Origin of the sequence: Phyllobacterium sp. 21LDTY02-6, from assembly GCF_023554255.2 — a bacterium.
Taxonomy (GTDB): domain Bacteria; phylum Pseudomonadota; class Alphaproteobacteria; order Rhizobiales; family Rhizobiaceae; genus Phyllobacterium.
Map to the genome: position 1 here is coordinate 115,258 of NZ_JAMJWD020000005.1, position 14,124 is coordinate 129,381.

At 60.5% G+C, this 14,124-nt stretch carries 14 protein-coding genes; 10 read left to right on the plus strand and 4 right to left on the minus strand.

Annotated elements, in window-relative coordinates; translation table 11 throughout:
* Positions 1–6 precede the first annotated feature (6 nt).
* A complete protein-coding gene (locus tag M8997_RS17225) occupies positions 7–1,272 on the plus strand; it encodes a neutral trehalase (RefSeq protein ID WP_250015983.1) in 1,266 nt (421 codons plus the stop codon).
* A 71-nt stretch (positions 1,273–1,343) separates the two neighbouring features.
* On the opposite strand, the gene M8997_RS17230 is transcribed toward M8997_RS17225, so the two are convergent.
* Positions 1,344–1,592, minus strand: a complete 249-nt coding sequence (locus M8997_RS17230) for a WGR domain-containing protein (RefSeq protein ID WP_252597212.1) — start codon at positions 1,590–1,592, stop codon at positions 1,344–1,346.
* A 91-nt stretch (positions 1,593–1,683) separates the two neighbouring features.
* Here M8997_RS17230 and M8997_RS17235 point away from each other — a divergent pair, with 91 nt between their 5' ends.
* The 6 genes from M8997_RS17235 to M8997_RS17260 all read left to right on the plus strand — a co-directional run bounded on the left by M8997_RS17235 (position 1,684) and on the right by M8997_RS17260 (position 7,707).
* Positions 1,684–2,415 carry a hypothetical protein gene (locus tag M8997_RS17235; protein WP_250015987.1) on the plus strand — a complete coding sequence of 244 codons (732 nt, stop codon included), beginning with the start codon at positions 1,684–1,686 and terminating at the stop codon, positions 2,413–2,415.
* A 155-nt stretch (positions 2,416–2,570) separates the two neighbouring features.
* A complete protein-coding gene (locus tag M8997_RS17240) occupies positions 2,571–3,437 on the plus strand; it encodes a metallophosphoesterase (RefSeq protein ID WP_250015988.1) in 867 nt (288 codons plus the stop codon).
* Positions 3,434–4,603 carry an ABC transporter ATP-binding protein gene (locus M8997_RS17245; RefSeq protein WP_250015989.1) on the plus strand — a complete coding sequence of 390 codons (1,170 nt, stop codon included), beginning with the start codon at positions 3,434–3,436 and terminating at the stop codon, positions 4,601–4,603. The genes M8997_RS17240 and M8997_RS17245 overlap by 4 nt, the downstream gene beginning before the upstream one ends.
* Before the next feature lies 1 nt (position 4,604).
* Complete coding sequence (locus M8997_RS17250; RefSeq protein WP_250016083.1) at positions 4,605–5,537, plus strand: carbohydrate ABC transporter permease; 933 nt, start codon at positions 4,605–4,607, stop codon at positions 5,535–5,537.
* Positions 5,534–6,370 (plus strand): carbohydrate ABC transporter permease, encoded by an 837-nt coding sequence (locus M8997_RS17255; RefSeq protein ID WP_250015990.1) that lies wholly within the window; start codon positions 5,534–5,536, stop codon positions 6,368–6,370. The genes M8997_RS17250 and M8997_RS17255 overlap by 4 nt, the downstream gene beginning before the upstream one ends.
* Positions 6,371–6,438: 68 nt before the next feature.
* Positions 6,439–7,707, plus strand: a complete 1,269-nt coding sequence (locus M8997_RS17260; protein ID WP_250015991.1) for an ABC transporter substrate-binding protein — start codon at positions 6,439–6,441, stop codon at positions 7,705–7,707.
* A gap of 108 nt (positions 7,708–7,815) precedes the next feature.
* Here M8997_RS17260 and M8997_RS17265 read toward each other — a convergent pair whose 3' ends face one another.
* The gene (locus M8997_RS17265; protein WP_250016085.1) at positions 7,816–8,793 is read right to left on the minus strand and encodes a substrate-binding domain-containing protein; all 978 of its coding nucleotides are present in this window, start codon (positions 8,791–8,793) and stop codon (positions 7,816–7,818) included.
* A 132-nt stretch (positions 8,794–8,925) separates the two neighbouring features.
* On the minus strand, positions 8,926–9,474 hold the full coding sequence (locus tag M8997_RS17270; protein WP_250015992.1) for a cupin domain-containing protein: 549 nt from the start codon (positions 9,472–9,474) through the stop codon (positions 8,926–8,928).
* Positions 9,475–9,613: 139 nt separating this feature from the next.
* Here M8997_RS17270 and M8997_RS17275 point away from each other — a divergent pair, with 139 nt between their 5' ends.
* Positions 9,614–10,948 carry an aspartate aminotransferase family protein gene (locus M8997_RS17275; RefSeq protein WP_250015993.1) on the plus strand — a complete coding sequence of 445 codons (1,335 nt, stop codon included), beginning with the start codon at positions 9,614–9,616 and terminating at the stop codon, positions 10,946–10,948.
* 116 nt (positions 10,949–11,064) lie between these two features.
* Here the strand turns inward: M8997_RS17275 and M8997_RS17280 are convergent, their stop codons facing one another.
* Positions 11,065–12,030: a LysR family transcriptional regulator gene (locus tag M8997_RS17280; protein WP_250015995.1), complete on the minus strand. Its 966-nt coding sequence runs from the start codon at positions 12,028–12,030 to the stop codon at positions 11,065–11,067.
* A 233-nt stretch (positions 12,031–12,263) separates the two neighbouring features.
* On the opposite strand from M8997_RS17280, the gene M8997_RS17285 reads away from it, so the two are divergent.
* Together M8997_RS17285 and M8997_RS17290 are read left to right on the plus strand one after the other, a co-directional pair.
* Positions 12,264–13,355: an ABC transporter ATP-binding protein gene (locus tag M8997_RS17285; RefSeq protein WP_250016087.1), complete on the plus strand. Its 1,092-nt coding sequence runs from the start codon at positions 12,264–12,266 to the stop codon at positions 13,353–13,355.
* A 37-nt stretch (positions 13,356–13,392) separates the two neighbouring features.
* The gene (locus M8997_RS17290; RefSeq protein WP_250016089.1) at positions 13,393–14,124 is read left to right on the plus strand and encodes an HAD-IA family hydrolase; all 732 of its coding nucleotides are present in this window, start codon (positions 13,393–13,395) and stop codon (positions 14,122–14,124) included.

Genomic DNA, 14,124 nt, shown 5'->3' on the forward strand with positions numbered 1-14,124 from the left:
TTGACAGTGACCAAATACTTTGACGAGGCTAAACGGATCCTCGCAGCGAATGACCGTGGCGGCTACACCGTGCCGACCGACAGGCTCTATCCGTTTCAGTGGAACTGGGATTCCGCCTTTGTTGCCATGGGTTTTGCTACCTATGATATCGATCGCGCCTATCGCGAACTGGAGCGTCTGGCCGAGGGCCAGTGGGCCGACGGTATGATTCCGCATATCATCTTCCACCAGCCAAGTGACACCTATTTCCCGGGCCCCGGCGTCTGGCGCACGAACCACACTATCCCGACATCCGGCATTACCCAGCCGCCGGTATTCGGCATGGCGCTGCGCGCCGTTCACGAAGCGGCGGAAAAGGCTGGCACCGACAATGCCCGGGCCCGCACGATCGTGCTATTCGAAGCGGCCCTGAAATGGCATCGTTGGTGGTATGCGGCACGCGATCCCGATGGCACGGGCCTCGTGGCGCTATTGCATCCTTGGGAAAGCGGTAGCGACAATTCGCCGGCATGGGACGTCGCGCTTGCCCGAGTGCCGACGACGACCAATACCGCGGTGGTGCGCAAGGATACGGGCCACGTCAATGCCGACATGCGCCCTCGCGACGAGGATTATCGGCGCTTCATCCATCTGGTTGACACCTACGCCGCCTGTGGCTGGAACCCGGCCAAGCAATGGGAAAAGGCATCGTTCAAAGTGGCGGAAGTGCAGACCAGTGCCATCCTTCTCAAGGCCGGTGAAGATCTCGAACATCTGGCCGGCCAGCTCGGCCTCGACGCAGCTGCAGAGGAACTTGCGGCCTTTAATTATCGCACACGCCGGGCGCTGCTGGCACAATGGCGGCCAAACCTGTCCCGCTTCGTCTCCAGCGATCTGATCTCCGGTCAAGACATCGAGGCGCCGACCCAGGCGGGTTTCCTTCCGCTGCTGGCACTCGACCTCGACACGGATTTGACGCAAGCCTTGGCTGCCGAGATGCGGCTTTGGTCGGACGGTATGAAAGTGGCTTTCCCGACGACCAAACCATTTGTGGAAAGTTTTGAGGCAAAACGCTATTGGCGCGGTCCGTCCTGGGCGATCATTAACTGGCTGCTGATCGACGGTCTCGAGCGCAACGCCCAGGCAAAAATGGCAGAGACCCTGCGGTCAAGTACGCTCGATGCCATCGAAACGGAGGGGTTTGCCGAGTATTTCGACCCGATCACCGGCGAAGGCTGTGGCGGGCTTGGCTTTTCCTGGACGGCGGCAACCTACCTGTGGCTAGCGAGATGACGATCGTCACGGCCTGAAGGCCAATGGGTCATGACACGATAGTCGGCGCGCAGCCGCCGCTATGCCATCGGTCAATCCAACGCCCGGTAACCGCGCCTGCATTTGGCCCTGAACAGCTGGGTGAAACGGGCCTGCGCATCATCTTCGCCAGCAAATGTCTGGATCTTCACCTGTCCGGCCGAGCCTATGCGTCCCCAGTTGCGCATCAACGACACTTCGCCAAACAGGTTTTGCTGGATCGACAGGTGATAGAAGCGGCGCATATTGTGCTCCGGCTCGATGCGCTGCATGTAGGTCTGGAATGGCGCCTGTTGTGACATGGCGGAATCTTCGCCGGCACGAGCCCGGAAATCCAACGACTTTTTTGAATCGATTGGCCGCGATTGATTCATCCGCGTGATGAATGGCGCAGTGTCTGCTGCAATACATGCCATAATCGTTTATGCAGGACGGATGATTGCACTTTCTGCCCTGCTCTATTTCCTCAGCCAACATTTCCTTCTGTCGATGCCGCTGCTGACATTGTGCGGCCTTGCAATCGGTGCCGCTATCACACGATGGCGGGCGAACTCCGCATGGTTCGTGCTTGGCATCGTTGGCTTTCTCATTGGCGTGTTCAACATAATCACGGGGTCAATGGTCAATGCGATTTTCCTCAACGCGTTCGGTATCTATGGCACTGCGGTCATCACGCATGCCGAAGAAACCAACTCTCAGCTCAACAACCAGAATATCTGGGCCTACGACGCCGTCATGAAGACCGCCGATGGCCGCGACATCAGAATCAGCTTCGACACAATGTCCGCCAGCCTCTATCCGCCCCGCAACGAGATCAATATCCCGCCGACGGGAGAGCGCTTCGTCGTCAAATACATCCCCGGCTTTGAGCGCAATGTTGCGATCATGCGCGATGAATCGCCTTACGGGAAACGGCAGCTCGTCATGAAAGCACGTGTACCAGTGGATCGCGCTGCCGCCCAGCTTGCCGCCAGCCCGGACAACGAGGCTTTCAAACAGGAATATCGCGATGCCTTGCATCAGTTCCTGGACAGCCATGGTGAAGATGCACCGCCGGGGTTGGCCGCGCGTTATCGCGATGAACTGCAGGCTCTCGATCGCAAGGCCTCCACGCAAGAGCGCTGAAGATGCCGGAATTCAAGGCGGGGCGCGTGACGCTTTTGTGACCGAAATGAAAGCCATTGGAAACGCCTGTTACGGGGCTGACACAAGGAAGCGCTAAGAGGCTCGCAACAGCGCCGCCGAATGTGCCGGCGCGCCTGAATACCGGAGAGCCGACCATGAAAGTCATCCAGATCACCGACACCCATTTCAGCCCGGAAAAGACCCATTTCAATGGGAACTGGGCGCCGCTCCTGACCTGGATCGAAGACCAGAAGGCCGACCTGATCATCCATACCGGTGACCTTTCCGTCGATGGCGCCGATCATGGCCAGGACATCACCTTTTCGATGGATCTGATGCGCCAGGTCTCGACCCCCATGCTGGTCATTCCCGGCAATCACGATGTCGGCCATCTGCCGGGCTTCCATCAGCCGGTCAATGCGGAGCGCCTCCAGCGTTGGCGCGATCTGACCGATGGCGATCGCTTCATCGAGGATGCGAACGGCTGGCGTTTCATTGGGCTCAATGCGCTTCTTCTCGGCCACGAGGACGAAGAGGAAGAAGCGCAGTTCGAATGGCTGCGGACCGCATTCGAGGAACGCAACGGACGCCGGCTGGCGTTGTTTTCCCACAAGCCGCTGTTTGTCGACGTTCCCAATGAAGGCGATACCGGCTATTGGGGTTTTCGTCCCGCCCAGCGCAAGCGTCTCTTCGACCTGATGGCCGGCCATGACGTGGCGCTGTTTGCCAGCGGCCACCTGCATTGGGCCTGGAAGGGCAAGTTCGAGAACACCTCGATCGTCTGGGGGCCGTCGGCCGCTTTCGTCATCGACACGCTCGAGCGAGAAATGCCGGGCGAGCGCCTGATCGGCGCCGTCGTCCACCAGTTCGGCGACGAGGTGACGAGCGATATCGTCACTGTTCCGGGCATGACTGCCCATTATATCGACGATGTCATCCACGAAGTCTATCCGCAGGCAGTGCCAAAGGGCGGCCGGGCTGCCAAGTCTCTGCGGCGGACGGCCAAGGAGGCTGCGGAATGACCACCCTCAGCCTTTCCAACATCCAGAAATCCTTTGGCGGCAACCATATCCTCAAGGGCGTCAGTCTCGATGTGCAGCCGGGCGAATTCATCGCGTTGGTCGGCCCGTCGGGCTGCGGCAAGAGCACGCTTCTGCGCATCCTCGCGGGTCTCGACAGCGCCGATAGCGGCGAGATCGTCATCAATGGCCGCGAGGTCAGCGGGACGCAGGCCGCCGATCGCAATATTGCGATGGTCTTCCAATCCTACGCGCTCTATCCGCATCTGACGGCAGCCCAGAACATCGCCGTGCCGCTGGTCATGCGCCGGCTGACGCGCACGCAGCAGATCCCCTTCGTCGCTCCGCTGATCCCGGGCCAGCGCAAGGCTGTCGCCGAGATCCACCGCGACGTGCGCGAAATGGCCGCCTCGCTCAAGATCGACCATCTTCTCGACCGCAAGCCGGGCCAGATGTCCGGCGGCCAGCGCCAGCGCGTGGCGCTCGCCCGCGCCATGGTGCGCCGCCCGGCCGTGTTCCTCATGGACGAGCCGCTGTCCAATCTCGATGCCAACCTGCGTGTCCATGCCCGCGGTGAGATCGTCGAGTTGCATCGCCGCGCCGGCGTGCCGACCCTCTATGTCACCCATGACCAGGCGGAAGCCCTTTCAATGGCCGACCGCGTCGCCGTGATGATCGGCGGCTCGCTGCTGCAGCTGGCGGCACCGCAGGTGATCTACGACGATCCGCAGCATATCGAGGTCGCGAAATTCGTCGGCCAGCCGCGGATCAACCTCGTTTCCTCGCATGCGGAAGCCAATGGCGTCGTCGCGCTTGGCACCGAGCGCTGCGCACTCGCCAACCGCGGCCTGGCCGCCGGTACGTCGGTCACGCTCGGCGTCCGTTCGGAATTCGTGAGAGTTTCCCGCTCGGGCAACGCCGGGCTTCCCGCGCATGTCGAGCGCGTCGAGTTCCTGGGCTCCGAAATCATCGTCTACAGCAAGCTCGATGCGATCGGCGAAACCATGATCGCCAAGGTGACGCCCGCCGAAGGTGCGGGCCTCGGCCCGGGCACGCCGGTTCGCCTCTCGGCAGCGGCCGAGCACATCATGGTCTTCGGTGCCGATGGCGCCCGGCTTGCCTCGGCGCCGCTGGTCAAGAGCGCGGTCAAGGAGGTGGCCTATGCCTGACATGGCTGCAACCTCGATTGGTCCGGTGCCGGTCGCTGCGAAAGCGCGGCGCTCTGACGCCGAGAGGCAGGAAGCGCGCGCCGGCCTGTTGCTGTCGCTGCCGGCGATCCTGCTCGTCCTCCTGTTCATCATCCTACCGGTCGCGGCGGTCATCCTGCTCGGCTTCACCAATTTCGAACTCGGCTATCCAAGCTTCGAATTCGTCGGCCTCGATAACTATGTCGAACTGTTCGGCGACCGCACTTTCATGAAGTCGCTGTGGAACACGGCCGTCTATGCGGCAATCGTCGCGCCCATGTCGATCTTCCTGGCACTCGGCCTTGCGATGCTGATCGAGGCGGAAGGCATCGGCCGGTCGTTCTTTCGCACCGCATACTTCCTGCCGGTCGCGTCGCTGCTCGTTGCCATGGCGACCGTCTGGCAATATCTCTTCCACCCGACCATCGGCCCGATAAACACGATGCTGGCGATGATCGGCATTAACGGGCCGAACTGGCTCGGCGCGTCGAACACCGTGCTCTACAGCCTGTCGATCATCGGGGTGTGGCAGTCGGTCGGCTTCAATCTCGTGCTATTCCTCGCCGGTCTCACCGCCATTCCACGCGAGCTTTATTCGGCCGCCGAAATAGACGGCGCGAAATCCGGCTGGGACCGGTTCCGGCTGGTCACCTGGCCGATGCTCGGCCCAACCACGCTTTTCGTCACCACGATCAGCGTCATCAATTCCGTAAAGGTCTTCGAGACGGTCAAGACGCTCACCGAAGGCGGCCCCAACAAGGCCTCCGAAGTGCTGCTCTACACCATCTACCAGGAAGGCTTCGTCTACCTGCGGGTCGGCTACGCCTCGGCCATGACGGTGGTCTTCCTCGCCATCCTCGTCGTGCTGATGTTCATCCAGTACCGCGTCCAGGACAAGCAGGTGCATTACTCATGAGCCCGAACGCTTTCACCCTCGGCCGCATCGTCCGGCTTTCGATACTCAGCCTCGGCGCCCTGTTATTCCTGGCACCCTACATCTTCATGATCTCGACCGCCGGCAAGGCGCAGAGCGACATCTTCACCTCATCGCTGAACCTCATCCCGCAACACTGGTTCTATGCGGAAAACTTCGCAAAGGCCTGGTCGCGCGTGCACATGCCGACGCTGCTGTTCAACGGCGTGATCGTCTGCCTCATGATCCTGGTCATCCAGGTGGTGATCGCCATCCCCTGCGCCTACGCCATGGCCAAGCTGAAGTTCCGCGCGGCAAAGGCCATGATGGTGCTCGTCATGCTCGGCCTGCTGGTACCGATCCATGCGACGGCCCTGCCGCTCTATGTCGCCTTCGACAGGGTCGGCGCACTCAACAGCTACATGGCTCTGGTCGCACCGTTCTCGATCTCCGTCTTCGGCATCTTCCTCTTCCTGCAGTTCTTCCGCGCCATGCCGGACGACCTGATCCACGCTGCGCGCCTCGATGGAATGAGCGAGATCGGCGTCATCGCCCGGGTCATCGTGCCGAATGCCTGGCCGGCAATCACCGCGTTTTCGATCTTCTCGGTCGTGGCCCATTGGAATGACCTCTACTGGCCGCTGATCGTCGTCTCGGACCAGGCCTATGCCACGCCGCCGCTCGGTCTCCTCTACTTCCGCGCCGCGGAAGCGGGCGACGACTACGGCGCGCTGATGGCGGCGACCCTGATCATCACCTCCCCTCTCGTCGCAGCCTTTCTGATTGCCCAGAAGCGCTTCGTCGAAGGGATCACCATGACCGGTCTGAAGGGCTGAATCCCAAGTCCGGTCGTCCACACCGAAGCCTGCCCTAACCCAAATCGCCCCGAACCAGGAGCAATGCGATGAAACATATCACCAAGATTCTTGCCGCCGCGACCGTTGCCATGACGTTTTCGCTGCCGGCCCATGCCGAAACCACGCTCACCGTGCATTACCCGATGCCAGGCTTCTTCAAGGACGTGATGGACACGATCTCGAAGAAGTTCATGGAAGGGAACCCGGATATCAAGATCCAGTTCGCCAATCCTTCCGCGACCTATGAGGAAGGCATCCAGACAATCATGCGCCAGGTCGGCACCTCCGAAATGCCGGACCTGACCTTCATCGGCCTGAACCGCCTGCGCATGGCCAACGAGCGTGACATCCCGGTTGACATGGGTCCGCTGATCGCCAAGGACAAGGCGACCATGTCTGAGCAGGGCTTTTCCGACACGATCCTGAAGCTTGCCCAGGTCAACGGCAAGCAGGTCGGCCTGGCCTTCGCGACATCGAATCCGATCATGTACTACAATGCCGACCTGGTGAAGGCTGCTGGCGGCAACCCGGACGTCCCGCCAAAGACCTGGGACGAGGTCATCGCCCTCGGCGCCAAGATCAAGGCGCTTGGCAACGATGTAGATTCCATCGACTTCCGCTGGCAGGGCGACGACTGGATGTTCTCCGCGCTGTTGTTCGGCGCCGGCGGCACCATGCTGTCGGAAGATGAAAGCCAGGTAGCATTCAACGACGAGAAGGGCCAGAAGGCCATGGCTGTCGTCGACCGCCTGGTCAAGGAAGCCGGCATGCCGGTCTTCACCAAGCAGGCCGGAGAGCAGGCCTTTGTCGCCGGCAAGGTCGGCTTTGCCTTCCAGACCACCGGCGCGCTGCGCAACACGATCAAGAATGTCGGCGACAAGTTCGACCTGCGTACGGCCGAAATCCCGCTGCTCGACCCGGAAAACGGCAAGCTGCCGACCGGCGGCAATGCCGTTGTCATCCTCACCAAGGATGAAGCCCGCCAGGAAGCCGCCTGGAAATTCGCCAAGTTCGCTGCCGGCCCTTACGGTGCCTCGGTCGTCGTTCCGGGAACGGGTTATGTTCCGAACAACGAACTGGCCGCCAAGGCACCCGAATATCTCGGCAACTTCTACAAGGAAAACCCGCTGTTTCGGGCCGGCCTGAAGCAAATGCCGCGCATGATCCCGTGGTATGCCTTCCCGGGTTCGAACGGCGTGCGCGTCACCCAGACGATCGTCGACAACACTTCGCGCGTCGTCGACCAGTCGGCCACCCCGGACGAGGCGCTGGAAGACGCCGCCAAGGAAATCAAGCGCCTGCTGCCACGCAGCTGAGCTTTCATTCCTGGAAGATATCAGCCGCCGGGAGCGAAAGAGTCCGGCGGTTCTGTTTTTGCGTTGCCGGTGAATCAGCGGCGGAGAAAAATTCCGCGTCCAAAGCCCTTAAATCGCCCTGACGGTCCCGCCGCGCCGCAGAGAATACGCGACCTCGAGATGCCTTGGCTGGGCGGCGTTTTCGGCGATGTCGAGCAGAAGCGATGCAGCGGCGGCGCCCATGCTGGCGTCGGGCATTTCTATCGTGGTCAGTGGCGGGTCCATCATCCGGCCGAGCGGAATGCCGTCGAAACCGGCGACCGAAACGTCGTCCGGCACGCTCAGGCCCTCGCGCCGCAGCGCGCTGATGACGCCGAAAGCGAGCAGGTCGTTGGAGGCGATGATCGCCGTCGGCCCGATATCGGCCATGGCAGCGCTGAGATCGAGCATGTCGTAGTCGCCGACGAAGGAAATCTGCATGGCGGCAAGCGGCATGGCGCCGCTGTCGACCATCGCCTGGGCATAGCCCTGGTAGCGCAGCCTGGCGCGGTCCGAGGCGGAAAAACTGCCGGAGACGAAAATGATGCGCTCATGCCCGAGCTGTCGCAGCAGCATCGTCAGTTCGTGGCCTGCCTTGAAATTATCGACCGTGACCGCCGACTGAAACCGTTCCGTTGGCCGATTGTGAAGCAGCACCGTCGGAGGCAGCGGCAGGCCGAGAACGGCGCTCCTTTCGGCGCGGCAGAGCGTCAGGATCAGGCCGGTCGGCTTTTCGTTGAGCAGAGAGGCCACTGCATCGAGCTCCCGGGCCGGGTCGTAGTGGGACTGGGAGATCAACACCCCATGGCCAGCCATCAGCATGCGGTTCTCGATACTGGACAGTGAGGAAGAGAAGACCGGATTGGTGATGCTGGGGATCAGCACGCCGACGACGAGGCGGCGGCCGGATTTGCCGCTGGGGAAAGTGTGACGATAGCCGAGTTCGGCCGCCGCGCGGCGCACCTTGCGCACCATCGCCTCGCTGACCGATCCCTTCAGCGTCAATGCCCGGCTCGCCGTCGCTGGCGAACATCCGGCCCTGGCCGCAACTTCCTGCAGCGTCGTCACTTGATCGTCCTTCACGTTTCGAGCTTGCCTATAGCACAGCTTCCGTCGCAACGCGCACCGTCGGCCGACGATTGTCCATCGAGTCCGCGTCCTTCGGATAGGACGGCGGTCTCGCCGAATGGCTCGTCGCAGCTAGAACGTTGGCGGCGTCGATGCACTGACAACGTGACAGGGTACTGGCCCAACACACCGGAACCTGTGAGGACGCCGGCTGTCGAAATAGTAGGCATCGCCGGGTCCCAGAATTCGTCGTTCCTGATCGACGGTGACTTCAAGCCTGCCCGACAGGATGATGCCGCCCTCCTCACCGTCGTGAACAAGCGGCACTTTCCCGGTGTCGGCACCGGGCTGGTAGCATTCTTTCAGGATCTGCAGCGCCCGACCGAAGAGATTCTCTCCGACCTGCCGGTAAGAGATCGATCCCTTGCCGATCTCGACAAGTTCTTCGGCTGCATAGAACGCCTTTTTCGGCCGATCCGGTTCGAAAGCGAAAAATTCCGCCAGACCTATGGGGATACCGTCGAGAATGCGCTTCAAAGCTCCGACGGAGGGGTTCGACGTATTGGATTCGATCAAGGATATGGTTGAATTCGGCACCCCGGTTCTCTTCGCCAGTTCGCGCTGCGACAGATTGCTTGCGGTGCGCACGGCCCGGAGCCGATTGCCGATATCGACTGACATGAGCATCCTTTTGGTTTGTTCAGAATAACAGAAACTCTATCTAACAGTGACAGCATTTTCAATGTATTAGGTGGTGGTAGAAAAGGGCTTGTTCGTCTCTGAAAAATGCCCAATCTGGCTCCGTCCCAAGGAGGCACAGATGGAAATCACCACCAAGACCAATGCTCCCATACTCGACAATTTCTGGATGCCATTCACCGCCAATCGGCAGTTCAAGGCGTCGCCTCGCCTGCTGGCCGGGGCTGATGGCATGTATTACACCGATATTGACGGGAACAAGGTTCTCGATGGCACAGCCGGCCTCTGGTGCTGTAATGCCGGCCACGGCCGCAGGAAGATCACCGAGGCCGTCGAGCGCCAACTTTCGATGCTGGACTTCGCGCCGACCTTCCAGATGGGCCACCCGATCGCCTTCGACTTTGCGGCCCGTCTTGCCGAAATCGCTCCGGGTGACGGCCAGGGCAGGCTTGATCGCATCTTTTTTACGGGTTCCGGCTCGGAATCGGTCGATACAGCGATTAAAATCGCCATCGCCTACCAGCGTGCAATCGGCCAAGGCACCCGCACCCGAATTATCGGTCGGGAAAAGGGCTATCACGGCGTTGGCTTTGGCGGCATATCCGTCGGCGGTCTCGTCAATAACCGGCGGATGTTCCCGCAAATCCCGACCGACCATATGCGCCATACGCTGGACATCGAACGCAACGCCTACTCGAAAGGCCTGCCTGCCCACGGGGCAGACCTCGCCGACGATCTGGAACGGCTGGTCCAGTTGCACGGCGCCGAAACCATCGCCGCCGTCATCGTAGAGCCCATGTCCGGCTCGGCCGGCGTCATTCTTCCACCGAAAGGATACCTGGAGAAGCTGCGCACGACAGCAGACAAGCATGGCATCCTGTTGATCTTTGACGAAGTCATCACCGGATTCGGTCGCCTCGGTACGCCCTTTGCAACTGATTATTTCGGTGTCGTGCCCGACCTGATGACGACCGCCAAGGGCCTTACCAACGGAACGATTCCGATGGGCGCCGTCTTTGCAAGTCGCAAGGTGCATGACGAATTGATGATTGCACCGGAAAACGCCATCGAACTTTTCCACGGCTATACCTATTCGGGTCATCCGGCTGCGTGCGCTGCCGGGATCGCGACCCTGGACATTTATGCCGAGGAAGGTCTTTTGACCCGTGCAGCCAGTCTGGCAGGGCATTGGCAGGACGCGCTGCACTCGCTGAAGGGAATGCCGTCAGTCATCGACATACGCAATCTCGGCCTGGTTGGCGCGGTTGAACTGGAGCCGCGGACGCATGCACCCGGAGGCCGGGCCTACGATGTCTTTGTCGATTGCTTCCAAAAGGGCCTGCTGATCCGCGTCACGGGGGACATCATTGCCCTGTCTCCACCACTGATCGTTGAAAGCGATCAAATCGACATCATTGTCTCCACGCTCGCGGACGCCTTGAAGCGCGCAGCTTGATAGCTGGAAAATGCACCCCGAGCCGCAGGCCGGTCGCCACCTGATCAGAGTGGCGGACAGCGCTTGGGGGCCGGTGCGATAGCAGAGTGATGACTTTGCAGCGGCGAAGCCGATGTTCAGTTTGCCAAATGATTGTGCCCCGACGCCGAGATGTTCAAGAAGGGGTACAAATCGTTCACGGCATGGACGTCCGCCGTAAGCTCCGCAATCAGCCAGTCCCTGACCTCGCCGACGATCGGACGCACCGGCTTGTCACGCAGTCTGACGAGATGACAGCGACGACCGGTGACCATGAGGTGTTCGCGCGCCGGTACAAGCGCGCGCGTCCTCAGCCAGTGGGCGACAACATTGAGCCAGCCAAGTGCCACGCCTTGGCCCAGCAAGGCCGCCTGTACGACAATTGCATAGTCCGAAAAGATCATGGAATTCTGTGCATTAATGCCATTGGCCGGGGTGAAAAGCTTCGACCAATCCGGCTGTGCGTCACTCAGGTTGATCATCGTGTCGGGCACGCCGCTGATTCCGCGACCCGATATAGCATGACCCTCCATGTAGTCGGGACTGCAGATCGGCAGCAATATTTCAGGCATGATGAAAGCGGCCTCATGCCGCTCGTCCGGCCCGTCCACAAAGCGCATCCCGAGATCGACATCGTTGACAGGCCCCGACAGAGCCCCCATCACCAATTGGAACCGCAGGTCGACGGCGGGAAACTGCTTCTTGAACTCCGCCATTCTCGGCATCATCCAGTGCGTGGTGAAACCGGTCGATACGGATAGCGACACGGTTTCCGTACCGGTTTTTCGGTCCTCGATCTCTCGAAGTGCGCTTTCGATCCCGGCAAAGCCACGTGCGATTGCATCGAACAGCAACTGGCCCGGTTCCGTCAAGCTGACGCCGCCGGGCTGACGAAGAAACAAAGCAATATCAAGATATTCCTCGAGCCGCGATATCATGCGGCTAACTGCGGCAGGCGTCACGTTCAACTCGTCCGCGGCGTTGGAAAAGCTTCCGCAACGTGCCGCTGCCTCGAACGTAAACAGGCCATTCATGGACGGAAGCGATCTTCGAAGAAATGTCATTACATTTTGTAACACCGACTGGATTTTTTTTCAATTGCACGTCCGCGTCTTGTTTGGTCTGCTGAGAGCCAAGGAAGGCAAAAGTCTTTCCAAGCAATCAGGGGAACATGACGGTTTGATCGTTGAACGGGCGCTTCGCGCCATTTTCTGTCAATCTGTTGCTGTTTCTGCAAGATCGTGGTGCCGTGTCTCGAACTGTCATCGAGGCTTTAAGAATTTTGCAGTGGAATCATATGCTTGAGCAATCAAACAAAGAGCGTGTCGGCGTTTCCATCAAGAAGGCGACTAAATCCTACGGGGCTTTTCGCGCACTTGATGACGTCAGCCTCGATGTCTCTCCCGGCGAATTCGTTTCCATTCTCGGGCCGTCCGGCTCGGGCAAGACCACCCTGCTGGGCATCCTCGGAGGCTTCGTTCAGCCGACGTCGGGTTCGATCTGGTTGGGCGGCAGAGATATTACATTCGAGCCGCCACATAAGCGTGAAATCGGAATCGTCTTCCAGAACTATGCCCTGTTCCCGCATATGAGCGTCGGCGAAAACATCACTTTTCCGCTCAGGGCACGCCGGCTGCCAAAGTCGACCTGGCCGGGCAAGCTTGCGTCGGCGCTCGAGATGGTGGAGCTGGTCGGCTACGAGGACCGGCGGGTTCATGAACTGTCCGGCGGTCAGCGCCAACGTGTCGCGCTCGCCCGTGCCATGATCTTCGAGCCCGGCCTTATCCTTATGGACGAGCCGCTCTCGGCACTTGACAAACAGTTGCGCGAGACCATGCAGATCGAGCTCAAGCGCCTGCACAGGCGGCTCGGAGCCACGATCGTCTATGTCACGCACGATCAGCGCGAGGCCCTCACGATGAGTGACCGCGTGGCAATCATGAACAAGGGGCGGCTCGTGCAGGTCGACACGCCGGAGCGCCTTCACGATCATCCCGCGAATGCCTTCGTGGCCCGCTTCATCGGCGAAGCAACATTGCTGGCCGTCGATCGCGCAAGCGACGACGCCGTGCGGCTCGGTAGTCAGACGCTGAAAACGACGCACCGCGTCCCCGATGGCAACAGTCTGCATCTCGTGGTCCATTCCGAGAAGCTGACCGTGGCCGACGGTTCCGAAGCGGACATTTGCAACAGGCTGACCTCCACCATCACCGACGTGCTCTATCAGGGTGAGAGCATTCGCGTGTTCGTCAGGCTTGACGTCGGCGGGGAGCTGAGCTTCCGGCTTCCCAGCAATCATGCCGGCCGCGCACTCATGAAATCGCCGGGTGAGACGATAACGCTCGCGCTACACCCGGAAGACACGATCATCGTCCCCGATGCAGGCTGACGACCCCCGTTCAATGCAGCAAACAAGGAATAACACTATGCAACTCACGCAATTTAAGGTCATGACCTTCGATGTCGTCGGCACCTTGATCGATTTCGAAACCGGTGTGCTCAATGCCGTTCGGGCACTTGGGGGCGAAAAGGCGGCAACCGCGACCGATGATGAGATTTTCGAGCCTTACAAGCGTGGCCGCGACAAGTTTTATGGCCGTTCCTCCGTCGCGATGAAGGATGTCTATCTCTCGCTTGCCAACGAAGCAGGCTTCAAGAATGACGATGCCACCGCCGAAGCCTTCCAGCTCGCCGTACTGCGCTGGCCCGCCTTTGCAGATTCGGTCGAGGCGCTCGCCCGGCTGCGCAAGAATTTCCGTCTGGTCGCCATGACCAATGCGGACCGGACTGCCTTTTCCGCCTACTCCGATACGCTCGGCAATCCATTCCACGACAGCGTCACCTGCGACGAAACCGGTTGCGCCAAGCCCAATCCGCAGTTCTTTGCTTTCAACAAGGGCCGGCAGTCCGCCTTCGGCTTCAGGCAGTCGGAGATCCTGCATGTCGCCCAGAGCCAATACCACGACATTGGCGTAGCCCGCGAGCTTGGTTATACGACCTGCTGGATCGAGCGCCGTCAGGGTCAGGAGGGTTTTGGGGGTACGCCGGAGCCCAAGGTAGTGACCAAGCCCGACTTCCACTTTTCCTCCCTCGGGCAACTCGCCGATGCCGTGGATAAAGAACTCGCGGCCCGTCTCAAGACGGCAACAGCAGCCTGA